Source organism: Vibrio sp. qd031 (assembly GCF_002100145.1).
In the GTDB taxonomy this organism is placed as follows: Bacteria; Pseudomonadota; Gammaproteobacteria; order Enterobacterales; family Vibrionaceae; genus Vibrio.
Genome location: NZ_JXQD01000008.1, coordinates 67,251 through 92,724 on the forward strand (window position 1 = coordinate 67,251; position 25,474 = coordinate 92,724).

The 25,474-nt window shown below is 44.1% G+C and carries 22 protein-coding genes; 3 read left to right on the plus strand and 19 right to left on the minus strand.

Annotation, left to right across the window (positions count from 1 at the left end; all coding sequences use genetic code 11):
• Positions 1-26 precede the first annotated feature (26 nt).
• Complete coding sequence (locus ST37_RS04970; RefSeq protein WP_084884305.1) at positions 27-914, plus strand: DMT family transporter; 888 nt, start codon at positions 27-29, stop codon at positions 912-914.
• 6 nt (positions 915-920) lie between these two features.
• On the opposite strand, the gene ST37_RS04975 is transcribed toward ST37_RS04970, so the two are convergent.
• The 17 genes from ST37_RS04975 to ftnA all read right to left on the minus strand — a co-directional run bounded on the left by ST37_RS04975 (position 921) and on the right by ftnA (position 22,890).
• On the minus strand, positions 921-1,565 hold the full coding sequence (locus tag ST37_RS04975) for an SH3 domain-containing protein (protein WP_084884307.1): 645 nt from the start codon (positions 1,563-1,565) through the stop codon (positions 921-923).
• Between the two features lie 255 nt (positions 1,566-1,820).
• The gene (locus ST37_RS04980; protein WP_143698129.1) at positions 1,821-2,360 is read right to left on the minus strand and encodes a hypothetical protein; all 540 of its coding nucleotides are present in this window, start codon (positions 2,358-2,360) and stop codon (positions 1,821-1,823) included.
• A 194-nt stretch (positions 2,361-2,554) separates the two neighbouring features.
• Positions 2,555-3,682, minus strand: coding sequence for a hypothetical protein (locus ST37_RS04985; protein WP_084884311.1), 1,128 nt, complete (start codon positions 3,680-3,682; stop codon positions 2,555-2,557).
• Positions 3,682-5,385, minus strand: a complete 1,704-nt coding sequence (locus tag ST37_RS04990; protein ID WP_084884313.1) for an AAA family ATPase — start codon at positions 5,383-5,385, stop codon at positions 3,682-3,684. The genes ST37_RS04985 and ST37_RS04990 overlap by 1 nt, the downstream gene beginning before the upstream one ends.
• A 198-nt stretch (positions 5,386-5,583) precedes the next feature.
• Positions 5,584-6,378, minus strand: coding sequence for a DUF3800 domain-containing protein (locus ST37_RS04995; RefSeq protein ID WP_084884315.1), 795 nt, complete (start codon positions 6,376-6,378; stop codon positions 5,584-5,586).
• Positions 6,375-7,835 (minus strand): restriction endonuclease subunit S, encoded by a 1,461-nt coding sequence (locus ST37_RS19695; RefSeq protein WP_143698130.1) that lies wholly within the window; start codon positions 7,833-7,835, stop codon positions 6,375-6,377. The genes ST37_RS04995 and ST37_RS19695 overlap by 4 nt, the downstream gene beginning before the upstream one ends.
• The gene (locus ST37_RS05005; protein ID WP_084884317.1) at positions 7,835-9,379 is read right to left on the minus strand and encodes a type I restriction-modification system subunit M; all 1,545 of its coding nucleotides are present in this window, start codon (positions 9,377-9,379) and stop codon (positions 7,835-7,837) included. Before ST37_RS05005 ends, ST37_RS19695 begins: the two co-directional genes overlap by 1 nt.
• A 64-nt stretch (positions 9,380-9,443) precedes the next feature.
• Entirely contained in the window at positions 9,444-12,965 is a 3,522-nt protein-coding gene (hsdR, locus tag ST37_RS05010; protein WP_084884319.1) for a type I restriction-modification system endonuclease, read from the minus strand.
• Positions 12,966-13,039: 74 nt separating this feature from the next.
• Positions 13,040-14,611 carry a TnsD family Tn7-like transposition protein gene (locus tag ST37_RS05015; protein ID WP_084884320.1) on the minus strand — a complete coding sequence of 524 codons (1,572 nt, stop codon included), beginning with the start codon at positions 14,609-14,611 and terminating at the stop codon, positions 13,040-13,042.
• 35 nt (positions 14,612-14,646) lie between these two features.
• The gene (locus ST37_RS05020) at positions 14,647-16,074 is read right to left on the minus strand and encodes an ATP-binding protein (RefSeq protein WP_084884322.1); all 1,428 of its coding nucleotides are present in this window, start codon (positions 16,072-16,074) and stop codon (positions 14,647-14,649) included.
• A complete protein-coding gene (locus ST37_RS05025) occupies positions 16,071-18,203 on the minus strand; it encodes a Mu transposase C-terminal domain-containing protein (protein WP_084884324.1) in 2,133 nt (710 codons plus the stop codon). Before ST37_RS05025 ends, ST37_RS05020 begins: the two co-directional genes overlap by 4 nt.
• A complete protein-coding gene (locus ST37_RS05030) occupies positions 18,190-19,017 on the minus strand; it encodes a TnsA endonuclease N-terminal domain-containing protein (RefSeq protein ID WP_084884326.1) in 828 nt (275 codons plus the stop codon). The genes ST37_RS05025 and ST37_RS05030 overlap by 14 nt, the downstream gene beginning before the upstream one ends.
• Before the next feature lie 133 nt (positions 19,018-19,150).
• On the minus strand, positions 19,151-20,335 hold the full coding sequence (locus tag ST37_RS05035) for an NAD(P)/FAD-dependent oxidoreductase (RefSeq protein WP_277922131.1): 1,185 nt from the start codon (positions 20,333-20,335) through the stop codon (positions 19,151-19,153).
• Positions 20,336-20,402: 67 nt separating this feature from the next.
• A complete protein-coding gene (locus tag ST37_RS05040; RefSeq protein ID WP_084884328.1) occupies positions 20,403-21,758 on the minus strand; it encodes a putative O-glycosylation ligase, exosortase A system-associated in 1,356 nt (451 codons plus the stop codon).
• Entirely contained in the window at positions 21,758-21,883 is a 126-nt protein-coding gene (locus tag ST37_RS20345; RefSeq protein ID WP_277922132.1) for a hypothetical protein, read from the minus strand. Before ST37_RS20345 ends, ST37_RS05040 begins: the two co-directional genes overlap by 1 nt.
• 90 nt (positions 21,884-21,973) lie before the next feature.
• Positions 21,974-22,300 carry a universal stress protein UspB gene (uspB, locus tag ST37_RS05045; RefSeq protein WP_084884330.1) on the minus strand — a complete coding sequence of 109 codons (327 nt, stop codon included), beginning with the start codon at positions 22,298-22,300 and terminating at the stop codon, positions 21,974-21,976.
• Between the two features lie 59 nt (positions 22,301-22,359).
• On the minus strand, positions 22,360-22,890 hold the full coding sequence (ftnA, locus tag ST37_RS05050) for a non-heme ferritin (protein ID WP_084884331.1): 531 nt from the start codon (positions 22,888-22,890) through the stop codon (positions 22,360-22,362).
• Positions 22,891-23,119: 229 nt separating this feature from the next.
• Here ftnA and ST37_RS05055 point away from each other — a divergent pair, with 229 nt between their 5' ends.
• Entirely contained in the window at positions 23,120-23,545 is a 426-nt protein-coding gene (locus tag ST37_RS05055) for a universal stress protein (RefSeq protein WP_084884333.1), read from the plus strand.
• A gap of 34 nt (positions 23,546-23,579) precedes the next feature.
• Here ST37_RS05055 and ST37_RS05060 read toward each other — a convergent pair whose 3' ends face one another.
• Together ST37_RS05060 and ST37_RS05065 are read right to left on the minus strand one after the other, a co-directional pair.
• On the minus strand, positions 23,580-24,029 hold the full coding sequence (locus ST37_RS05060; RefSeq protein WP_084884334.1) for a hypothetical protein: 450 nt from the start codon (positions 24,027-24,029) through the stop codon (positions 23,580-23,582).
• Between the two features lie 119 nt (positions 24,030-24,148).
• Positions 24,149-24,922: a class I SAM-dependent methyltransferase gene (locus ST37_RS05065; protein ID WP_084884434.1), complete on the minus strand. Its 774-nt coding sequence runs from the start codon at positions 24,920-24,922 to the stop codon at positions 24,149-24,151.
• Between the two features lie 82 nt (positions 24,923-25,004).
• Between ST37_RS05065 and asnC the strand changes: the two genes are divergently transcribed.
• Positions 25,005-25,466, plus strand: a complete 462-nt coding sequence (gene asnC / locus ST37_RS05070; RefSeq protein WP_084884336.1) for a transcriptional regulator AsnC — start codon at positions 25,005-25,007, stop codon at positions 25,464-25,466.
• The last annotated feature ends 8 nt before the right edge of the window (positions 25,467-25,474 follow it).

Consider the following 25,474-nt stretch of genomic DNA (forward strand, 5'->3'; position numbering starts at 1 on the left):
ATGTCCAGACTTAAGAGAGCGATTTAATGAAAAACGAGCAACGCGCCTTCGTGTACGCTATTGCCGCGGTCCTTTTATGGTCTACTGTCGCCACTGCATTCAAAATTACCCTCTCACACTTTTCACCGACTCAAATGGTCGCCGCAGCCAGTTTTGTGTCTGCAGTGTCTCTTTTAGGGGTGTGTGCGTGGCAAGGAAAGCTGTCTTTGATTGGTAAAACCTTTGTGGCCAACCCGCTCTACTTTTTGTTGCTCGGGCTCATAAACCCATTGTGTTACTACCTCATTTTATTCAAGGCCTATGAATTATTGCCCGCCTCACAAGCGCAGCCAATCAATTACAGTTGGGCAATCACACTCACGTTAATGGCGGCAGTTTTTTTGAAGCAAAAGATTCGAGCGCAAGACTGGGTTGCCTGTGCGTTTGGCTATCTCGGCGTTTTGGTGATTGCCACACAAGGGGATGTATTGAGTCTGCAATTTGATAGCCCAACGGGAGTGGGGTTAGCGCTGTTATCTACACTTTTATGGGCCGGTTATTGGATACTGAACACCAAGAACAAGTCCGACCCTGTTGTGGGCGTTTTATTGGGCTTTTTAGTGGCGCTACCTATCGCTTTTGCCTTGGCTTGGATAGAAGGGTTAGGCTGGCCATCGCTAACTTCAGCGTGGCTTGCCGTGAGCTATGTAGGCCTGTTTGAAATGGGGATCACTTTTGTGCTTTGGGTAAGCGCAATGAAGCTGACCAATAACACGGCGCGGATCAGCAACCTGATATTTATTTCGCCGTTTATCTCGTTAATGCTGTTAGCCACAATCATAGGTGAAGCGATTCACCCTGCCACAGTGGTAGGTTTGGCGTTAATTGTCGCCGGTTTAGTCATTCAGCAGTTACCCAAAAAACGAGCCGCTTAATACGGTTTAGCGAAATATATCGCCATTATCGAGGTTAATGTAGAGCTTGTCTTCCACCTCTAACCCGCCGCAATAGCTGTAATAGATGGGCTCGTCAGGATAATTGAAAGATCGAATCCAACCTTGAAGCTGCTCTAGGTCGCTTTGGCTGCACTGCTGAGACTGTAAAACCTGATCGGTAAGTTCAATAAAACGCGCCTCATTTTGCTCAAAGTCATCGGTTCGAACAATCAACTGCTTAATGTCCCGGTAGCGTTCTTGCACAGTGTCGCCAGGGTTTTCCAACGATAAATGCTCATTGTAAATCCATTGGCTTTTACCGGTGGTTTCATTCACCCATGACTGCACTCGAGACCATCGGCTGAGCTCTTCATACACTTTTACCACTTCACGCAACTCGGTTTTACCGACCACTTGAGACTCAAAGGTCGGTTTAGCAAACACCTCAACCCCAGGAGAAATAACAAAGTATTCGGTAAATGGAATAGGTTGTGGGTCTTCCTCAAATGCGGCTGACTCCGATACCTCAACCATAGGCTCGTCGGCATCGTCGCTTTCAGATGGGTTCTGATAAAAGAAAAAATAGTACACCGCCCCTGCACCACCGGCAATAAACAGCAGAATTAGCAATCCTATTAGTATTTTTTTCATTGCTTCACCACACCCATTGCCCTCTGCTTATACACCTCTAAGGCTAAAACAGTGCCATCAATATACTCGACTCGGCTATCGCCTGTTCTTTTAGTATCGGCAAACACTCAATTAGGTTTAGCGCAACCTTGTGCGGCACCAATAAAGTTTGCCTGTAAGAGGTAAATTAGACAATAAAGTTTGCCCGTAAGAACTGCTACAGTTCTATTTTACTACCTATCAGACAGAATAGGGGGCCAATGAACTTATTGCGTACTATACCGTGCTCAGTGGGCGAGTGTCACATGCCTTCAAATGATGCCTTCCCTGAAAAATTTCAGTCAGAGCTTGAAATGCGGTTTTTGCATTAGTGTAAGAGCCTGTCATCAAACGATTCTGACAAGCAGGGCAATGTTCTACAGGACCAAGCCAATCAGTAACTAAATATGCCGTACCAAACTGTCTAATAAACACATCAATACAAGATGTGCAGTATTTGATTGGCTCAGGATATCTCTTGTCTGGGTCTCTTGCTGAAAAATACAGGCCTGCTTTTCTCTTTCCCTCAATAACTAGAGTATGAGATGGTGAATAGAGTTCAGAGAACAAAAAACCTGAGCGATTAGCGACAGGCCTTACAAGCCTCGTCCACCAAACATACTTTTCTAACTCAGCAGCACTACTAGTATGGTTTAATTCTGCCGGCATCTCAGGGATATCAGGAACAAACGACTCAATATACTCGTAGCTAATAAAACCTAATCTCTGCTTAAAGTCACCATCCAAGTTAAATATTGTTCGAGCTGCCTTACTCACATGATGAACTTGATAAGATCGAAATAAGTAGCTGTATATGTGCTCGCTAGGAAGTGGGGATAATACCATTATTAAAATCACTCAGAAAAATGAACTCTGCTCTACCACTTCTACGCTCTGGGCTATGGGCTATGGGCTATGGGCTATGGGCTATGGGCTATGGGCTATGGGCTATGGGCAGACCATCCTTACAGCTAGGCGCCATCAATTATGAAGTTTGCGCCATCTTCTCCAAGATTTAAACTAAAACGAACTTTTTCCCATATCGATTCTTTATCTGAGTCATCTAACAGGTTTAATTGGCTATAAAATTTATGATCCCAAAAAGAGTTCGCTCGCCTCTTAAGAGTATCCTGCTGAGGTTGTCTTGACTTCACTCCGAGTTGTTCGTTGAATTCTTGAAAGCTAGTTGGATTTATTTCATCTATTATCATCGCTGAAATATTGCTGTATCTTCCTTCGACTAGATTTTTTATCTCATATACATCATCCCAACCATTAAGTTTATCTAGTACAGCAGGGACAGTAGTGTTCCAAATTAATTCGATACGGGGCTCTGGATCTCGCTCATTAGAATACTCGATAGCGACATGTTGATGCGAGCATTCTTGATAAGGGAAGAATGCCGGGCGTTGTCCGCCCCCCTTAGACTTAAAGATATCTTTCGCCTTTTTTGCATCTTGATTACAGGTGTTGCAAATAGGAATTAGGTTGTCAGGATGGACAGCAAAGAATGGATACTTCGATTTACATAGCTGATGGTCGTAGTCAGCTCTCCACTGCTCCGCATCTTGTATGTTAGCTCGGATAGGGCTAAGAAGTGCCATTCCACAAGCCTTACAGACATTTCCATTCAGCTGCTGAAACTGCCTAAAGTGATTACTAATATTCACCCCACCGCATTCGTCAATAATCGGCTGGAGATCCTTAGTTGCTGTATATAAGTGGGAAGTAAGTGCTTTTAGTCTCTTCTTCAATTCATTTGGAAAGCCATCCAAAGCGTCCAGACTTGGAACACTAAAAAAGTTTGGTAAGTCTTGGCTTTGGATAAAAACAGTGTGCAGCCTATTACGTTCATCAGCAGATATTTGTTGAAACTCAATAAAAAATTTTTCAAACTTATCCCGCGTCAAGTCATTTTTAGCGCGGGCATTGTTTCCTTTTGCGTTATCCCAACAAGCCTGGCCTACTGCACCTTCATTAAACAGTTCTCTACGAAATTCTCCATCCGGCACTGAACGCTCAAGAAAACCAAGCAGTTCATCATTTAGCACAGTGAAAACTTGAAACCTTGGTGTTTCTGAATCAACTAAAAAGAGCATTACTGGCTCAACTTCCTTACTAAGTAGGCTTTCTCTGGCGACATTCCCAAGTTCTCATGAATCCACCGTAGTGCTTGTACATCACCTTGTTTCAACTGCTCTCTAATTTCTTCAACCACAGTTTGAGAGATAAGAGATTGCAAACCAAAGTGATTTTTTATCAACACTTCAAAAGAGGCACCATAGGTCTGACTGCCAATAGGCTGCATCTGGATCTGACCACTCTCATCACGCTCGAAGAGCAGCACATCTTCTTTCTTCAGTGAGGACACCATAAATGGGGAGTGCGTCGATAAAAATACCTGAGCTTGTCCTTCGCTATCACCTGAAAGCACCATCGCTTTGCTCAGATGATTGTGGAAATACGTACGCCATGAGGGATTAAGATGAGTTTCCGGCTCATCGAACAAAAACAAGGTTCGCTCTGCGCTAAAAATCCTTGCGGTGGCAAGTACTTCAATTAACTGTGCCTCACCATCTGATAAATCATCCAAGCATACAGTTCTGTCATTACCATCAGACAAAACTAGCTCAGTGATCGATAACGGCAGCTTGGTCTTAAGCGGTTTTTTCACCGTTCCAAGAAAGTTGTCTTTCTGCAATTGCAATCGCAAAGCGTACTGTAAATTTTTAACGCCTAGCTGCTGCAACTTATAAAGCCGGCGAAATAAAGTTATTGGGTCACCATAGTTCGATTCTCGCAGATCTGCTGCCACATTTTGATTTGTTAGGTCGAGGGTGATTTGTCCAGCAAGATACTCAAGCTCATAAGTATCGTATTGACTTGACGTAGCTTCTCTTCCGATAGGGTTAAAGCTACTTTCTCCTGCAATACGCATCAGCATCCTGATATCACGGATAGCATCCTCTTCAGCTACACCGCCGCGAAAATCATACTGTAAAGTTATCCGAGTAGGATGCTTAAACGTCACCTCACTCAAAAAATGTTCAACATCATCAACCGGAAGCACTGCCAAACAGGCGAGCATTAAGCCTGCACTATCGTAGTCTAAGTAGATTGCTCGGCTAATTGGGGTATCTGCTTCCCGCAGAGCAAGATAGCCATCTTGCTCAAATGCCTCTCCTTCTGTTGGAGAGAAAATATGCGGGTATTTATCTAGGTATTGTCGGTTAATTTCAGCATGTTGAAAGTCTTCAAGCTTGCCTGCTAAAGCCTTTCGGCGCTTAAGCCTAATACGTTGCACCTCAAAATACTGCACCGCATTTTTCATAAAGCTGCGTTGCAGATTTTCATTCTGGCCAGATGAGTATCCCACAATGAACGGTAGTTCTAACTCCTCGATTCGAATCTCACTCCAAGTATCTGCAAGCCAAATGAAAGCTTTAGGCTCTTTAGATGCCTGGCCTAATGTAACTTTGAATCTAGGGTTAGAATTTCCCCCCGCCACCGCAAGTGGGCTACCGCACTCCATTCCGGCACTACCTGCACTATGCTCCGTGGTTCCGCCTAACTGGTAGGTTAGTTCGAAACCAAAACCAAGCGGCGCTTTAACCTTAAAGTCGCTGCGCTGTGTTCGCTCTAGAAACGCAAATGCCTCGGCGATCAACTCTAATAGCTGCGACTTACCAGAGCCGTTGAGCCCAATCAACGCTACGATATTGCCTTGAGTACAATGAAAATCAAAGTACTGGTTTTTAAGGCCCTTATATCGACCATCCAGTTTTAATGAGAGTAGCCTCACAAACACGTATCCTTTACCATTACCATTGTTAGCCTCATTACAAAATGTGATAAATACTGCTTGAATTTTTGCCGACCCGTCCACTATACTAAGCGCAAGTGGATTGGGAGTGCCCGGTCGGCGTTGGAACCTCGGTGAGTATCATCGAGGTTTTTCGCTATCTGGAGCTTGGGAAATCCCTCCAAGTAACTATCCTGATTAAGGAAAGTGCTTTAGCCCCCACTGATCATATCCCTCACCGACAGCGCAACGGCCACCTTCGCAGTAAAATTTCTTCTGTAAAATATCGAATGCTTGGTTAGCTTGCTCTGGCTTTAAGACATGTCGGCCAATTGGCCTTGCAACTAGATCTGCCAGCTGTAATCCAGCGGAGTTTGAGGTTTTTGATGCCATGCGGATCTTAAAAGGCAGATCTTTTTGGTACTTGTTCTCACCATCACAGATGCGGCGAAACTCTAGTTCAAGCTCGTTGTCTTCTTTTTTACCACGACACTCAACAATAACGTGCGTCTCTAGCTGCTGCTGCCCTTTTTCAGTTACCAAATCATACAAGGTCTCTAAGCAGTGCTTAAGTGCCACATGGTAAGGGTTACCAAGCTCTGTGGGGTTTTTAACCTTGTTTTTCTCAATCACACAGGAGGCAAGAATAAAGTTACTACTATCAATAACCTTACTCAAACGTCCCATAAACTGCATCTTGTCGGCACGGTTTTTAAAGATGGTAAAATCCCCCTTCTCCTTGCGAATTTCATGCTCGTGCAGAATCACCAAATCTTGGCCAAAGTAGTCAAACTTGAGTTGCTGTAGCTGTGGTACAACATTGGATAAGTAATGCCTTTTGTAGAAGATGCAAAACGCCAGCACGAATACTGGGTAGTCTTTATCAATAGAAGTTAAGCTGTGATCGCCACTTTCATCGACATAAACCACGAAATCACTGAAACCACGTTGTTGGCCAATTAACACCTCCTCGGTTTGCAGCTTCTCACTCATCCCGCTTTCTTCCTTGTTTTACGCTTCGGATTGGCTGCCACACGCTCAGCTTTAATTTTTTCAAGCAATGCCTCGGCAGAGTTCTCGCCTGAGATCAACTCAGGATTATCTTTGCGCCATTGTTCGGTTAGTTCACCTCGAAATGCTTTGACAAAGATTGACTGCGTGAGGTTGTTAACACGTTCAAGTGCTTGATTGACTTGTTGTTCAGTAGCATCAGCGCCAGCAAAGAGTTTTTCTACACGATTGACGATTTCTTGCTGTTCTTCTACTGGGGGTAACGGGAATGGCAAGGACTGCACAAAGCTCTTATTCAAAGCCTTCTGGTTGTTACCACCACCTATTCTTCGTGTCTCTTCATATTGCTTTGTCAAAAAGAAATATAAAAACTCTGAAACTACGAAACCTTTAGGTACTCGAAGTGCTGCCGTGTTTTGGTTGTGGCACGCCTCAATATCAAGGATTGCAACCTGCCCCCTAGTTTTTCCTTGCCCAATCATCGCCAACATAACAGTGCCTTTAGGATGTAAGTTAGTGGAGGTGTTGCTAAGTCCTGACTCAGTAATGCTCTCTTTAGTTGATGAAATTCGACAAAAAGCAACCTCTGAACTGCTCACCCAGTTAACATTACCATTCCAGTATTCACTAACACTTCGGCTTGGAGTCGCACCCACATGCACATCAAAAACATTCCCGATCTTGGTATCTAACCACGTATTAGGTAGCCCTTCCAAAGCGTCCGTCTCATGCAACTTGAGTTTTGGAGCTCTCTTACCGCTAGCTTTATACTGTTTTACCCAATAAGTACTAATTTCCTCTAATTGGATTGAATTGAGCGAAGGATTATCTGAACGCCAATTATCCGTCAATTTACCGCTCATCGCATCAGCCAGTACCGACTGGCGGAACTGTTTTAAGGTTTCTAGCGAGCCTTCAAGACGAGACTTCGTAGTGGCAACCTGTGCAAGCAAGGTGTCCAGTTTGTCTGCAATAGTTTTTTGTTCGGCTAAAGCTGGAAAAATTATAGGTATTTTCCGCATATTTGCTTGAGTAAGCTTTAGACGTGTACCACCATTCACATACCCCTGATAGTCAAACTGGTTTAGAAAGTGAAGTAGGTACTTATTGTAAGTAGCACCCTCTGAACCTTTTAGAACATGCGCGTGGTTGTTTACCCAAGTCTTTCCTTTTAAAAAATATGCTTTCGCTTTACTAGGCTCAAGAAAAGGGACACCATCTTCACCTAAAGCAACCAGTTCTTCGTCAAAAATATAACCATCAATTTTACCGACTTCTCCAGTAGCACCATAGTACGGATACAGTTCGTCTTGTGACTTTCCCTCAATACGAGCTTGTCTTTGAGAACTATTAACAGGGATGCGCTGAGAATCAAGAATATCAACGACATTTTCCAAAGGCGTTGATGTCCAGCCTTCTAACAAGCCTACCTTACTCATCACTTATCACCCTCGCCTAATTCAACAAGCAATGCATCTAACTCTGCTATGGCAATAGTTAGGTCTTCTTTGGCTTTGTTAGCTAAAACTCCTGGCTTAGGTAAACTTGTAGCATCCACACTGTCTTTGTCTTTCAGCCAACTAATATCTAACGAGTCACCTTTATGCTCAGTAATCCATTCACGGCTAAAACAGCGCCAACGACTGTGGGCTAGCTTGCCATCAACTCCTTTATTTTCATCGCCTGAGCTTGTTTCAACCTGCTTTGCGTTAAAGCTCCATTCCCCCTCTCTACGCTCAGATTGACCATTAGCATTTTCACCATAAACCTTTTCAAATGGCTTTAGGTACGACTCATTAAACGGAGTACGCTTACCGAAGCTTGGCATATTGATACGCAGATCATATACCCAAGTATTCTCGGTACAGTTTTCTTCTTGCAGTTTATCGGTGGCGCTACCCTTATTGAAAAACAACACATTAGTTTTCACCCCTGCTGCATAAAAGATACCGGTAGGCAAGCGCAAGATGGTGTGTAAGTTACACTTGTCCATTAAATCACGGCGAATATCGGTGCCTACTCCAGATTCAAAGAGCACGTTATCGGGCAATACCACCGCTGCACGGCCACCTGGCTTTAGGTTGCGATAGATATGCTGTAAAAACGCTAGCTGTTTGTTACTGGTTGGATAGGTTAAATCATCACGAGTAATGGATGCCTCCCCACCTTTACTAGTACCAAAAGGAGGGTTGGCTAGAATGATATCGGCTTTTTCTAAGCTCGCACCAACCTGACCCAACGCATTTCCTAAATGCACCACACCTTCATCGTCACCTTCCATTCCATGCAGCAAGCAGTTCATCAGCGCTAGGCGGCGTGTAGATGGTACTAACTCAACCCCAATAAACGCTTTGTTCTTTTGGAATGCTTGCTGCTTTGCATCTAAGTCAAAGTAGTCATCGGTCTTGCCTTTCATGTAGCGGTCGGCTGCAATCAAGAAGCCTGCGGTACCTGCAGCTGGATCTTGTATCACTTCTCCAGGCTGAGGTTGCATGCAGCGCACCATAGAGTCAATCAAAGCACGAGGCGTAAAATACTGACCAGCACCTGATTTGGTTTCATTCGCATTCTTTTGCAGTAAGCCTTCATAAAGGTTACCAAGACCATCTTTCTCATCACTAAACCAGTCTTTGATTTGATCCAGAGACTTTACCAATTGCTCTAGGTGGCGCGGCTCACGTAAACGGGTTTGCGCATCAGCATAGATGGCGCTGATCAAAGGGTCACTGTCTTTAGACAGGTCTAACAGCATCTGCTTGTAATGGTTCAGCAGGTTCAGGCCAGATTTACTATTCAGATCAGTCCAACGACATCCCTCTGGCAAAGTATGTTTGTCTAACGTTTCTGCTTCGGTGTTCTCATGCACCATCTTAATAAACAACAGTAGTACTAGCTCGGTGACATAGTCCGAATAGTTAATGCCATCATCACGCAGCACGTCACAAAGGTTCCACAGTTTTTGTACGATATTATCGTTAGTCATCTTACTTCCTATTTTGCCTACTTATGCCATGACATTTGGCGGAGGCATTTAATCTGTTCCGGGTTTAGCTCGCGACTTGAGTAGGCCACATCGCTTCACTTAACTCAGCCAGAACGGTGTCTAGCTGGTTCACTAAAATTTTATCCAATTGCTTGGCCCCACCATGATCAGCAAAACGTTGGTTGACGAACTCACGGTCAACAATGACTTCATGTACCAATTGCTTAGCTAAGCGATCGAGCCACTTACGCTGTGCAGGCATCCATTGGTGAGTGGTATAAATGCGATCCATTGCCTGAGCAACACGCTGCTCAAATGGCACCAAGGGCTCACCAAAGGCAGCACGACGAATATGACCGATAATGCTGGCTGCAATGTCTTGGCTGGTTTGATTGCGTACCGCGCTTTGCAATTTAGCTTCAGAGTAACCAGCACCATCAAGCAACAAGCGAACCTCTTTAAGTTGTTCACGAGTAAGATCGCGAGGCTTATTTACAACCACAGCCAAGGCCGCCGACTGATTCAGCTGCTCTTTGATGAACTGGTTAAAGCTGTCTAGATAATCCTCTGGGCGTTGATGTGCACCATAGCTTTGACTACGGTCTCGAATTTCATCTTCATGATCTGAAATCACTGGTTTTCTTTCGCTACCGATTAGCAATGATACCTCAGCCAATTGACTGAGTAAGCCGCTCTGCTGATTCACGAACTGTGCAGCTTGTTTAGGCCCCAGTTGGTGTAAGTGTTTATGCAACAGCTTAGGCTCAACCCCCCACATCTCTTGTAGCTCATCCAGCTTTTGCTTGAGCTCAGGCTTAAATTCCGCCTTTTTCTCCGCTTTACGTAGTACACGCATTAGTTTTTGGCTTAGCTGACTAAGTACCACATCTGCGTGGGACTCTCCCTGCTGCTCACCTGGGCTACTTAGGGCTTGCTCCAACTTTTCAGGGTCGGTAAGTTCATCAACTAATTGCTCGATGGTGATATTGGGATCTTTCACCAACGGCTTCATGGTGTTGATTTCACTTAGCGCAGCGTAAATATCTACCGGATCGTAGATACGGAATACGGTTTTACCTATCTCGTCACAACGGCGGGTGGCACGGCCAACCATTTGCTCATAGAGGATGCGAGATTTTACCCGACGTAGGAAAACTAGGTTACAAATTTTTGGTACATCGATGCCAGTCGTCAGTAAGTCAACTGTAATCGCAATGTTGGGGTAGCGTTCGTTTTTGTATTGACGAATTAACTGATCGACTTTGTCGCTTTGGCCAGTGATTTTAGCAACTGCCGCCTGATTGTACTCGCCGTTGTAGAGCTCTTTGAAAGCGTCATCCAACAACCGCTTAACCATATCAGCATGGAGATCGGTGGCACAGAAAATCATGGTTTTCTCATCACCAAATGGATCAAGCTCCTGCACCAGTTGCTCGCAAATCACCCTATTGAAATTTTCATTGATGACGCGACGGTTAAACGAATCGACCTCGAACTTCAGTTCATCTTCAAGCTCCGACGATTCTACTTCACCGGTTTGAGTGTTAATGGCAGAGACTTCCGCCCCTTTCTCAAACTCTATGCCCTTTTGAGTCAACAAGGTTTCATACCTGATTGGAGGCTCATGATCGATCAACCAGTCATCGGCAACCGCCTCACGGTAGGAGTAGGTGTAAATCGGCTTACCGAAAATCTCGCTGGTGTGCTTAGCTGGGGTTGCAGTTAGCCCGACCTTGACCGCGTCAAAGTAATCCAAAACTCGGCGATAACTCGAGAGATACTGACTTGCATCCCTTGTAGCTAATTCACCCTCGGTCATTTCTTGATCTAGGGTGTAACCACGGTGCGCTTCATCGACAATGATGCAATCAAATTGATCCACAGGTGGTGGGTTATCCGACATAAATATGCGCTTAACCATTGCCTGAACGGTGGCAACTTGCACCCGAGTTTCCGCTTCAGCAGCCATATCTCCCAATTCTGCGACATTGTAGATCTTGGAAAGAGTCTGGCTTTGCTCAAGTGGGGCTTCGTTGAATGAGTCTATGGCTTGCTGCCCAAGAGCTGTCCGGTCAACCAAAAATAAAATGCGCTTGAAACGCTCAGCCTTCAGGAATCGATACATTAAGCCAATGATGGTTCGGGTTTTACCGGTACCAGTCGCCATGGCCAACAAAGCACTGCGAATATTTTTCGCTAAGGTATTTTCGACAGCAGTGATGGCCTTTTCTTGGTAATTACGCAGCTTTAGGTAAGCAAAACCTTCCTGTTGCAAGATTTGCTCTGCTTCTTGTTTACTTCGTTTCAGTAGGTCCAGCAGGCCATCAGGCGTATGAAACTGCTGCAAAGCACGCTTAGTGTTACTAGGCTCACGTACATCTCGGAACCAAGTGCCTGACTGCTCAGCTAGCTGTGGGATATATGGACGGCCGTTGCAGGAGTATACAAAAGGAACTTTGTAGTGGCCATCTGAGTCATCTGGCCAAGCGACAGTTTGACCCGCTAGCTCCCAAGCCCCTTGTAAGTTACCTTCGACCGTAAAGCCTTTACTGTAACGTTCTGCCTGCGGGATTTTACCCGCCACATTGGTGTTTTCTTTCTTTGCTTCGACTACCGCAATCGGTGTCAGGCCATGAAACAGCACATAGTCTGCACGGCCCCCCTTGCCATTGTGCTTTGTTGGCCACTCAGCAATGGCCTTATTGACGCCTTTCTCTGGGCGAGCGCCACTTTTAAAAGTTTGCTCTTGGCTGTCGGCAGACCAACCGGCTTCGATTAGCTGCTGATCAATAAGAATTCGGGTAAGCTCTTCACTCAGAATGATTTGCTGACTGGCGCTACGAGTGTTACTGCTCACCTGCTGCTTTTGTGCCAAAGCAGCTTTTTCACCTTGTTGCTCAAGCTGTTTTTGTAGCTCTTGTAACTTGGATTCGTACTCTTTTTGCTGCTGTGATAGCGCCTGCTCATGCACTTTTGCTTGTTCTGACAGTTGCTTTGACTCTTCATCCATCGCCAACGCAAGTGCTTCGTATTCGGCCTTTTCCCGATTTATCAGATCATTAAATTGCTTGCTGGAGTCCAGCTCAACATTCGCTTGAGTCAGATCGGCTTTTAGCTTCTCTATTTCCGATTGAAGTAAACGAAGATCGCTACTTGGGTCTGACGGAGGTACGAAAGGCCCGGCTTTAAAGGCGGTACCTTGCTTACCGAAAGACTGATGAAACCATATTGAAAGAGCTCGTGCTACTTTTAACCCATCAAGGGCTTCTTTATGCTGTGTTTTAAACTGATGAGTCGCTTTGTTGCCCTCAATACGTAAGGTATGGAAAAGCTCACGTACCACTGGCTCGAATTTAACTTCACGATTGAGACGGTACAAAAGGTCTGCTTGCGTAGTTTTCTCATCAAACTCGACCCCGACCAATACTGCAATGTGTTGAGCCAACGCTTCACCCAGTTGTCTGAGTTTGATTAACGTCGTATTAGGGTCACTGGAAAAAACACGCTCAGCACCTGAGGCTAGTTCAACAAAAAGTGGGTCGTGTTCGGCAAGAAAAGAGAAACTACTTGTATTTTTTAAGTCCATAAGCCCTGTCAATCCGTTATTCCGCAACACCGGGCATATTAACATGAATCTATTTGGGGTGAAGGTCGCCAACCCTAAGCATTTGAACTGAGCAGGTTATTCTTCTTAAGTAGCTCTTTCGTCTTTGGCATTTTTTCAAGTTTTGATGTGAGCCAACCGTGCCCTCCAAGAGCACAATCTAACTTTGTTCGAGATAGCTTGCGAGTGGATTTAGATAGAATTTTAGCTACTTGCTTTGAAAGCTCGTTATCGCGCTGCACCCAATCTACGCTATTAACATACTGAAATTCTTGTGGGGCTGGTAGGTGGTCTTTAAGCCAATCGTTCTCATGGTTATACAGCCAAAAATAAGCAGCTTCACACTTAGATTTAACGTTTTTTATTTTCGCCCGAGGATTCGAAAGTAGGTATCTTGTGATTTGAGCTTTATATCGGCGTGACATTGATTGTCGCTTGCATAGCTTGCGCCACTCCACCAACCCTTCTGTTGTGGAGATAATGAGTTCAATACTACCCTCTGAAACTTGATGCTTTCTTGTAATCGCTTGGCGGTGAAAGCCTTTGCGAGCCATACTAATAACATCCCTTTTAAGCCCATCAGTAATCACTCGAGGTTTGAGATTCACTGGTATGTTATTTCTTAGAGCTATACCTTTTACATAACAACGACTCTTACCTAACCTTCGACTCACCTCAGCCATAGATAAACCTTGATTCAAGAAATCACAGCAACTCACTTCAAGCTCAGCAGAGCGACCTTTAAAATCGGCTTTAAGTGAAGGCTTGATGCGATGCCCCTCTATAGGTCTTCTGAGATAAAAGTCCAAAATTAGCTGCTTGAAAGGATGTTGGTTATCGCTTCCGGACAAAACAGCACTCCAGTAAGAAAAATCCTCAGTAGAGCTAGGAAGTAAATAGTGATTATTAGGTAAAATTTGTGTTGCCAGCTCATGTAGCTCTTTGCAGATACGTTTCCTTCTAATACGTCCACATTGTGTAACTGAACCATTTGCCTTGAGCTTGAAGTTTCTATCTCTGGCTGGGGGTGACAAATCCCCAATCCTAATATTATGCAGATATGTGCAACAAAAATCTGCAAAGCTTGCCGCGACATCTGGACATGAAGAGCTTTCCTCATCAGCTTTTGGAAGCAGAGACATGGTCAAGTGATTTCGATTTTGCAATGCTATATGATTTAACCAAACTCCATGCACTGAACACGCTTCAACACCTGAGACTTGGTGGGCACAGTGCCAATAGGAAACACCGTATTTATGAATTTCATGTTCAGCACATCTTGAACAGTACTTTATGTTGAGATGTTCCTTTTCTCTAAAGGTTACTACCTGACAAGCTCGAGTTAACTGGCTTGGCCGTATATCTAAATCTCTTATTTTTGGTGCATGATTAGGTAAGAAGTGAGCAAATAGTGGTGCTAGTGTTTGATGCAGCCACATGTTTTCCGCAGACTCATCAAAGACTTTACTGAGTAACCCCAATCGAGCTATCAAGTATGGGTGTACAGATGCTCTATGGTTATCAAAAACAACTTGAAAATACTGGCCCTTGGATAAGCCACTCATAATATAGCTTCTGCAGATACGACTATATAAAGACTCATCTGGTAATGCCTTTGGTAAGCGCATGATGAGCCTCTTTCTTTGATAGCAATTTTCCTTAACTAAGTATAGGACAGCTCCGAGAGGGGATCGTCCAGAACAATATTACGAGACCTTAAGTAGCCCATAGGGTCTTCTAAGTCAGCTGCTTGTTGAAATAAATCAGGGTCTTTAATCCTTTCTTGCAAATCTACAGCTCCTACCAACTCTATAAGCTTAGAGGCAAACTCTGGGTGCTGTGGTTTGGTGACATCACCTGTTTTATCAACAACTTTAACAATTGCTTCCTCGTTACTCTGAGGGTTACGTCGTTTACCTTTGGGTAAACGAGTAAAAGCTGCTTTTAAGTTGTCCACTTCTTCTGTCTGCCTTGAAAGACCGCAAGCAACCGTATTACCAGCAGATAAAGTCGCAGGTGTAATGCGTTCATCATCCGAGCCAATAACTAAACGCTGGGCTTCTCTATAAGTGCGACTTGCCATATCGATATTACCAACAGACAAAGAATGAAGAGCGTCATTCAGCTCTTCAGTAAGATCTGTGTAAACGTTTGTCCATTGGTACTGCCAAAGTTGATCTATAAACGCATTCCACGAGGCACTGTCCCTAGTTAAAACAGACATTGTATGGTGGTAGCCGCTTTCAGCTCGTCGTGCGGCTTTGAGCTCTTTAATCAAAGACTGATCAAACGGAGGGTTTGCTACAAAGAAGAGTGGAACACCTAGCTTGTTCATCAGTCGATGCAAAAACCTCAATAAATTATTTTCACCACCAGTTCTTTTAAACTTTAAGTTTTGCATTTCATCAATCACGAGCATGCCCAGAAAACTCGATTTGATTGAACGCTCCAATTGTCTAATGAGTTCCCCGATGGTCCCTGCAGGTTTTGTTCTTTTTCTCTCTAAAGTCAAATCTAGTGTTGAAAGGATCTCTTCACACAGATCCCTCACACTAGAATTGCTTGGGCAGTCCACTTTTATCCAGACAACTTGTTTTCCTATGTCAAGTCGCTGGCCTTTGTATGATTCGTGCACAATTACGGTCGGAAAATACTCTAGAACTTGCTCAACCATAGAGGTTTTACCAACACCACTTTCACCGACTAGAGTCAGTCCATCCCCTTTAGGTTGAAAGTACCCTGTTCTCGGTTCAATATCGGGTCTCTCATCAACCAAATAATGCAAATATTGAGCAGTTGTGGGACTTAATGGATTTTTGGCCGAATAACCCTTTTTTATGGCTCTTTCAACAGCGCGGAAACATGCTTCATAGTCAGTCAGTGGCTGCCTAATCTCTTCAATACGATTTAGGTACTCATCACGAACTAATGGATCAGGATGATCAGCTATTTCTTCCGACAAATCTGGGTAATTACTAAAATCTTCCATAACGCTTACCCAAGCTTTTTTTGCTGGGAGGGCCTCTATAATCGGATTACCGCAATGCTCTGGAAGAATTGCATCTTGATACACTGCAGACTCAATTCTCATGACTCACCTCTACTCGTTCTTCTTTTAGGGCCTTTGGGTAATGGAACTACTTTGTTACTGGTAGACAAGGGAGCAGACTCTTTGTTAATGGCTGAAGGTTCAGAAGTTGATGCAATCATATTGGTGGTGGCTTCTAGCTCTTCTTTTCGACGTTGACGAGTATTAGCAGTTTTATCCCTAAAAGAGACCTTATCTGCATCTTTGCTTCTTTTCTTTGCTTGACGGGTTACTTCTTGGCGATGTTTATGGTCGTCAATTGAGGTCGTTGATATTGGTGTTAACTCTTTCTTAGTATCAAGCCAATCCAGTATAAAGTCAGATTCATACATAGACTTATCACCCAACATTCGACTTCTAGGCAACAAGTTACACCTAATGAACTCCTTGTTTTTATCTAAGCGAACATAGATGTAATTCGTTGTATTTTCATCAATACGCGCCTCTAGTCTCCAGCGCCCAGATGACCTAGCGACCGATGCCAAATTAAGTTCTTCAACTTCTGAACATGTATAATACATACCATTAAAATATATTCCGCTTCGAGTCATGCTGACTTCAGCTGACGGCAACAATCTCGCTATAACTTCATCACTATTAGCTGACTGAAGCTCATGCCTATGCTTTGCGAGGTGTATTTTCCAGTAGTTAAGAGGGGTCGGAGATAGGTCATTCTCAATAAGTAAAGGGCTAGAAAAGGCTAAACCATCAAGAATTGAACGATTATGCTCCAGTACCGCTTTTATTATTTCAACTGTAACTTCCTTAAGTGTATAGATCGCATCTTTTCTAGGATCTCGACTACCTCGTACAACCTGCCCACCTCTCGTTGTACCAAGTAACTCATGAAGTACTTCTTTATTGATAATATCAAATCGTTTCTCTACTACCCCTTTACAATCAGGCCTATATGGGGGAGTAAATGATAATTGCGTCATTGGAGTCAACGCTTTCTTTGGTTGGACTCCAATCATTTCTCCATTATCACAGACCAACTCTTTAGGAATATGAGCACAAGGCCACTCTGAATCTTCAATATCTACGCCAAAGCTTTTACAGTAAGTAGATTTAGGTATGAAACTATTAGCTAATGCCTGACGTGCTGCACGCCAAGAAGCATGATAGAGCGATACATGCATACCAACTATCATTCGACTCGCTCTGTCAGCTACGATATATATCGTCGGTCGCCCTAAAACATACTGAGATCCAAGTTCAGATACGATATGCACATCAGCAACGGTTGCATCAATTTCAAAGTGAACACCAGGCAGATAGCTTCGATCTGTAATGCTACCCAAAGCCCCTCTTTTATTTCTGAGGAAGTCGTTCTCTGACGTTCGTTGCTTGATTATTTCTTCTTTACTAAATAGTTTTGTTCGCCAGTAACTAAACTGCTTTGGGGTTGGGACTAAAGGCGGCCTACCGCAGGCCTCAGCCAAATTTATCTCATTTGAATAGCTATCTTTGAGCAAGTTGCCATAGGTTTTTGCTAGTGTCAGACCTGACTCTTTAAGGTAGTATTTTTTTAACGCTCTTTTGAATTTATTTTTGTCATCATCACTCACAATATACTTAGCAGCTCTATCAACAGCTATAGTTCTTGGTTGTTTCGGTGCACCTAGTGGTGTCGTTGTTGGAGTCCGCTCTCGCCCAGAAGCCCCGCTTTTCGAAAATGCGGGTAACAGGCCCATTTTGTCCTGCCCATTTCGCCAAAATTGAGAAAGTAGTCGAGCTAAAGTCTTGCGGTCAACATTAATTTTTTTTGAATATTCAGCAAGTTGAGGTGAGCGCTTCTTCGTCGCATAATCAAAAAGAAAAGTACTATCTGATATAACACCTTTAATTAAATTATAATTTTTATCTCGGCGCTCAATATGTTCAACCGGAACGTTCTCTTCATCAACTAAAAGGTAAGCTGGCAATTCATAGCGGTCTTTTTTAGCTTTACGGCTAGAAACGAGCTCAATGAAACCTTCTAGTGAAACAGCTATAGGTCTTACCGTTGCAACTTCTAACGAGAATAAAATGACGGACTCAATATCCTGCATGATTTCCAACAAACGATAGAGCCCATCTTCAAGCAGATCCGAATCATTCACATTCCAAACGCTATTTCTAGGAAGCTCCATATAAAATACCTCCTGGCTGTTCAGCTACATACTTCACATTAATAAGCCCAGATTCAGAGATGTTAGTTGATAGGTCAACATCAATAAATTTATCGGCTATGAGGAAGCGAATTAACAATAAAGCATCATCATTAGATGTTATGTTCATTGAGATTAGCTGATTACATAGATCTTCAATAAAGTACTGCCCTGTCGCCAAAACAGAGAGAGCGCAATCAACCTGATCACAGGAAAAGACCTTCGGGTTCTCGCGAAAAGGGGATGTAGCCCAGTGAAGATTACCGCTTTGAACTCTCGTTAGTTCATTTCCCGTAAAATAACTAAACTTAACACCAAGCAATTCCCAACAAACTCGCTCAATATCTATTTTTTCAAGGACGCGTAGATCACCCGAGTCATCTTCAGGTTTTACAGAAACTGCATGATATGTAGTGCCTTGAGGAGAGTCTATCGTGAGCAACTGATCCGTTGTCATGATAATCGGCTCTTTCGTATTAGGGTGGGTAGGGTGTTTAACCCCAAGGGTTTTAGCAACTTTCTGCGTAAAATTTAGAGGGAAGAGAGGAAATTGCTCTCTGATATCAACTACACGGCTCGAAAACTCAGCAAGATAAAAGTGCTCACTTTCTATCGAGGACATCATATGATGGTCTCTTTGAGATTTCCTACCATAAATCAGTGAGCGTTTACCTTTAGATTTTACATCCTGAATCCTAAGCCAAGGCTTGTAGTTAACGCCTTGGCCTATACCGTATTTGTTCTTTAAGTGCCGTCGATAATCATCCAACGACTCGATTTTTCGGCTACGCCCCATACTTAATCCAACAAAGTCTGCCTAGTCTAATCATAGTAACAGCAGTCACTACGGGCAAACTTTATTATCTCAAAACGCTCTTACGGGCAAACTTTATTGCTTACGGGCAAACTTTATTGTCTCTACACAAACCTTAACAGTTTAGGCCTGCTACATGGCCACTCGACCACGCCCAAGAGAAGTTATAGCCGCCTAGCCAACCTGTTACATCCATCACTTCGCCCACAAAATACAGCCCAGAGACTTGCTTACACTCCATGGTTTTGGAGGAAAGATGATCGGTGTTTACTCCACCCATAGTCACTTCGGCGGTGCGATACCCTTCCGTTCCATTTGGCTTGATGGTCCAGTGCTCAAGGGTATGTACAACTTGTTGTAGCTGCGACACTGTATATTGCTTAAGTGGCTTATCCGCAAATAACTCTAACGTAATTAAGGCTTCCACTAAACGTTTTGGTAAGACTTTCGCTAGGGTGTTTTTTAGACTCTGATTTGGGTGCATCTCTTTACTGCTATCCAACAACTGTTGAATATCATGATCCGGAACGAGGTTAATCGATATAGCCTCACCTGGCTTCCAATACGACGATATTTGCAGCACCGACGGGCCCGATAGGCCGCGGTGCGTAAACAGCAGAGCTTCTTTAAATACAGTGCCATCTTGCGCTTCCATCTCGCATGGAATGGCAATGCCTGACAACTCAGACAGCGCTTCTTTATCGTGCGTATGCAAAGTAAAGGGAACAAGTCCGGCTGTGGTTGCCTTTACTTCTAGGCCAAATTGCTCAGCGACTTTATACCCAAACGGTGTTGCACCCAGTTTTGGCATCGACAACCCGCCCGTTGCAATCACCAGTGACTCACACTCAACGGCTTGTGTATTGGCCATGAGTGTAAAGCCGTTGGGCTGTTTTTCTATGTGCGTGACTGCGGTTTGATAACGCTGAACGATTGTGGGTTGCTGACACTCTTTTAGTAACATGTCGACGATCTGCTTTGCCGAGTCGACACAAAACAACTGACCGTGATCGCGCTCTTCAAACTCAATTCCGTATTTTGACACCATCGAGATGAAATCCCAGTTGGTGTACTGAGACAGCGCCGATTTAACAAAGTGAGGATTTTGACAAATAAAGTTGTGAGACGAGACCTCGTAATTGCTGAAATTACATCGACCGCCTCCAGAGATAAGGATTTTTCGTCCGGGGCGCTTCGCGTGGTCAATCACTAATACTTTGCGTCCACGCCTGCCCGCCTGCGCAGCACACATCAATCCAGCGGCACCGGCACCGATGATAACCACATCAAATTTTTCCACGACTTATCTCTTCACCTATCAGACTCGACATCTGCGAGCCTTTTAAAAGAAGCAATAATAGCAGAACTTAAAACTGTGAGTTACCTCGTTGTTGCATCAGTGCTTGCTTACGTTTATTGAGGGGAAGTTTATTAATGCTCAAGGTGGACTCTACCGACTCTTGTTCACGTTGCCACACCGAGTAGTTGATAACACACAGAGTAATGATAATAAATGGCAAAGGTTGGTACGCGACGCCGATAAACATACCTGTAATACAGTACATGACTAGCATACTATTGAGACATTGAGCGAGGGATGCATGATAGCTATTTTTTGGCGCTGTTTTTAACACTTTTCTATTAAGCCTGTACGACTGAAAAAGTAAGCTCACGTACAAAAACAACCCGAAAAAACCTTGCTCACCAAGCACTTCTATAAAAGAATTATGGAAGGCTTTTATCCCTAGATAATTCCTAAATGACTCATGGTAATCGCCAAGCAGTCCATGATTAGCGCGGTACGCATCAAACCCACCACCAGCCCAATGGTCAGCGACAAAATCAAACGTCCACAACCAAACTACGATACGCCCCATCGCCGAACTGTCTGATTCAATGTCTTTTAGGGTCATCATCCGCTCGACCCAATGCTCAGGCATAAAGCCTATTGACACAATCGAAAACGCAACGATGATTGGAACAAAAAACAACATCCGTGATGGTGACAGGTTACGGTAACCTATATACCCCGCTAAAGTGATCAAGCCACTGCGCGCTGTTGTACCGATCATCGCGAATACAGCCAGCAGCGTTAGACCAAACCACAAAAATGGTCGTTTGAACTGAGGAGGAAAAAAGGTGTAGTGCTCTCGCAAATGTTTATTAAGCGGGATCACGATAAGCACGGTTAACGCGAGCATTGAACTTTCTGACCATCCGCTGTTATTCCCTCCCGAGACTAAACGTCGTCCATAACCTCCGCCACCGGCGGCTGTTTTTGCTCCAACCGCAATCACGTAAAAGCAAAACGAGAAGAACAATATCCATAGAAACATATTCAAATCGCGTCGATCACGAATCACGAACATGCCAATGGATGTCATTAATATGGATTTTATCGCCCAATCCCACTTGTTAGCAGCCGCCGTTGGAAATAACGCGAGAGCAAACGTGGTGATGGTAACCCAGATCGAAAATATCACAATTACGGCGGGAATGAATGCCGAACGAGGAGCAGCGAGTTTATTGGCATTGAACAACAAGGAGAGAAACAAAAGCGCGGCCATAACAGAAGAGACTGGCTGTCCTGCTAGAAAACCAAACAGTATGTTTTGAGGAGTAATGATGTCTACCCAAATGTAGCCGGCATAAGCCACAGCTGGGCGTGATATCCCAACAATAGCGAAAGCAATAATGACCATAACAATCAGCAGATCAGACATCAGCGTTTTTTACCTTTGACGTCTGACTTCTTATTGTCTTTTGACCAATCGGTATTGGTAAACATCAACCAGAGAGTCACTAGAACCCCGGTGACTGAAAACAGCAATGCAAACTTATCTATCATATTTGTGTCCCTACATGTAGACGCGCTTCTATGATAGCCAACCAAACATTACGAGGGGTTCTCGATTTTAAGCCTTTACCTACTAAAGTACTAAATGACCACTAAAGTCACGAATAAGGTCACCAACAACAAGGCGCAACTCACCACAAACAGCTCTCGTACCTTATCGCATTTCGCAACAAAGTCAGAGTCATGATGCTCGCTGTATTCTTTGTGTTTTAGGTAATGAAAAAGGCGTGCCTGTTTATAGACGTTGCCATGGGCTGTGAAAAAACTGCCGCCATCGACTTGCTGATATAACAAAGGGTGAGCTTCTCGCATGAGAAACAGGAGCGCACGCAAACTGGTTACGTAACGACTGAAGTTGATGGTGGTAACAAGTAATAATGTAAATATGATTAAATCGCCGCTGATCATCTTATCCTCCCTACATCTTCACAGATACGCGGTAAGAGATCAGCAGAGATTTATGTTAGCTACTCTGCCGCCGACGCATCCATAATTGAAGACGATCCTTGTTTAGCCATTGCCGCTAAATCTTTGTCGATAAAAAATAGCGCCTGGCCGTTTTCACCCACAAGTTCTAGCTTATCTAAGATCCCTTTAAACAATTTTTCTTCTTCATGTTGCTCAGCAACATACCATTGCAAGAAGTTAAAGGTTGAGTAGTCCTGGCTTTCAAACGCGACGTGAGCCAATTTATTAATGCGTTCGGTGATCATGCATTCGTGTTCGTAAGTCTCGCGGAACACATCACCAAGGCTAATAAAGTCGTGTTTTGGGGCTTCGATGGCACCAAGAATGGGTAATGCGCCCGTCTCACTTACGTAGGTAAAGAGACGCTGCATGTGCTCCATTTCTTCGGCGGCATGAACGCGCAAAAACTCTGCAGCACCTTCAAAACCTTTATCTTCACACCAAGCACTCATTTGTAAGTATAGATTGGATGAGAAAAATTCCAGATTAATTTGCTCATTCAATTTTTCGACCATAGATTGAGACAACACGACAGACTCCTTTTAATGTTGTATTAGGGACACTATATCACTTTTTTGAGAGGGCCGCAGAAGGCAAATTTACTCACTAACTAAAATGCTGAGCCAATTTGAACTGCATCAAATGAACGTCAAATTTTGCAATAATTAGCCCAAAATGAGGCACATACAATGCTTACAAAAAACAAAAGCTGCTAGGATTTAAAGTATTGCAGGTTATTGATCATTGGGAGATGCCACTATGAGCTACCAACACATTTTAGTCGCGGTTGATTTAACCGACGATAGCCAAACTGTTATTCATAAAGCGGTCAATTTGGCCAAAGAAGTCAACGCTGAGGTCTCTTTCATTCATATTGATATTAACCATTCTGAGCTGTACACCGGGTTAATTGACCTGAATATGCGAGACACCCAAAACCATGCCAATGCTGCCGCTCACGAAAAGCTGCAACATCTTGCTCAACAAGCGGACGTACCTGTTAAACATACGTTAGTCAGTCATGGGGAGTTCAGTGATGAAATTGTTGAGGCAATTTCAGAGCGTAAAGTGGACTTGCTGGTGTGTGGACATCATCAAGACTTCTGGAGCAGAATCGTGTCATCGACTCGACAACTGATCAACTCAACCCCTGTCGACATGCTGATAGTACCGATCAAACACTGACCCTCAAATAGAGAGCGGCGTCGAAACCGCAGACTTAATGCAGCCTAGCAATTGTGGCTGGGTTAGCTTGGTCTGGGGTTGGGCGCGCTTGTGGAGTTCCACTATTTTTAATTAAACGTCGTTGCGCTTTAGCCAGTTTCTTGGCCGATTTGGCGACTTGTTTTCTAAGTTTCTTAAGCTTCTTCGCTTGCTTTTTGGACGTCTTAGGTGTTTTTTTGCTGTTCAACAGCGTCAGTTCCGGCGCAGAAGGCGGGGTAAAATGTTGCACGGCATCGTGTTCAATATCGAACGTTTGATTGGCCGCTACAAGAGATACTGGGCGCTCTAAAGCCATTCCCATAGGCACTGCGGTGCACAGGTTTTCAGCGCTATTAGCAACGCGGGCGCAACTTTTACACGCAAACTGTGGCTGCGAGACCAGCGATTCTATCTCGCCCAACTGGGCCACAACCTCTTTTCTGTACTTACACAGCTTTTTGGCCATACAACTCACCTACACCAACGCCAAACGATATTAAGAATGATTCTTACTTCGATTGTATTGCAAATTGATGATAATGCAAGTACTGCTGCGAGGAACGGTTTAAATATGGCTTAGACTCATCACTTCATCGAAGCGAGTACATAGACATCAAATCGATTTTTCTTGGTCTCTATCGACATTGAGGGGGCTTTACCGTCGAGTACATTGGCATAATCAGGTCTTTTCACCACAACACGTTTGGTCGCCAATTTTAATGCAGGCTCCAACAGTAAACTTGCGTCATGATCGGCTCCCACCAACGTTTGGAAGACGCGCATTTCTTTTTTGATTTGAGCCGATTTCTTTTTTTCTGGATGCGGGTACATCGGATCAAGATATATCACCTCTGGTCGAGGCTGTGACTCTATTGCAAGCTGCTCGATACTCGATGCGTTTACCAGAGACAGTCTTTGTGTCACCCACTCGCCAATCTCGCTATCATTGCGTGCGCGGGCTAACCCATCATCCAATAGCGCAGCGACCACAGGGTGGCGCTCAATCATCTGTACGGTGCATCCCAATGACGCCAATACAAACGCATCCCGACCCAGACCTGCCGTTGCATCCACAACCGTAGGTGTTACACCTTTATTTAGCCCTACTGCTTTCGCAATAGATTGACCTTTTCCACCGCCAAACTTACGTCTATGAGCGACCGCACCGGTAACAAAGTCGACACTGATCGCGCCAAGCTTTGGTTCATCTCGTTTAACCAGTTCAAGCTTAGCGGGCTCATCCGAGCTATATTGCAGCTGGAAAAGCGCCGTATCGTCGTGGCACAACTGCCACTTTTGGGCCAATTGGGTGAGTCGTTGCTGCTGCTCAACATCGTTAGCATGTAGGCGAATTTTCAATCCAGTCACTTGAGGTTTGCTCGGGTTTGCCTGCAAGTGTACCCTAGAGCTTCTATTGTCGTCACCTAGAGAGCATCGCACCATGGATCGTCATCCTCGCTTAGATGAGTTGGATAAGAAAATTCTTAAAACTTTAATGAATGATGCACGCACTCCGTACGCTGAAATGGCGAAGCAATTTGAAGTCAGCCCTGCAACCATTCACGTTCGAATCGAAAAAATGAAAGCGGCGGAGATCATTGAAGGAACAGAGGTTTTGGTGAATCCTAAAAAACTGGGGTATGACGTATGCTGTTTTATCGGCATAAATCTGAACGCCGCCCGCGATTACCACTCGGCCTTGGAAAAGCTCAACGCTCTTGATGAAGTCGTTGAAGCGTATTATACGACAGGGGCATACAATATTTTTGTCAAATTGATGTGCCGCTCTATTGAAGAGCTGCAGTACGTGTTGATCGATAAGTTGCAGGCCATTGACGAAGTGCAGTCAACCGAAACACTGATCTCACTGCAAAATCCCATCAATCGAAACGTCGAGCCTTAAAGTAGCGT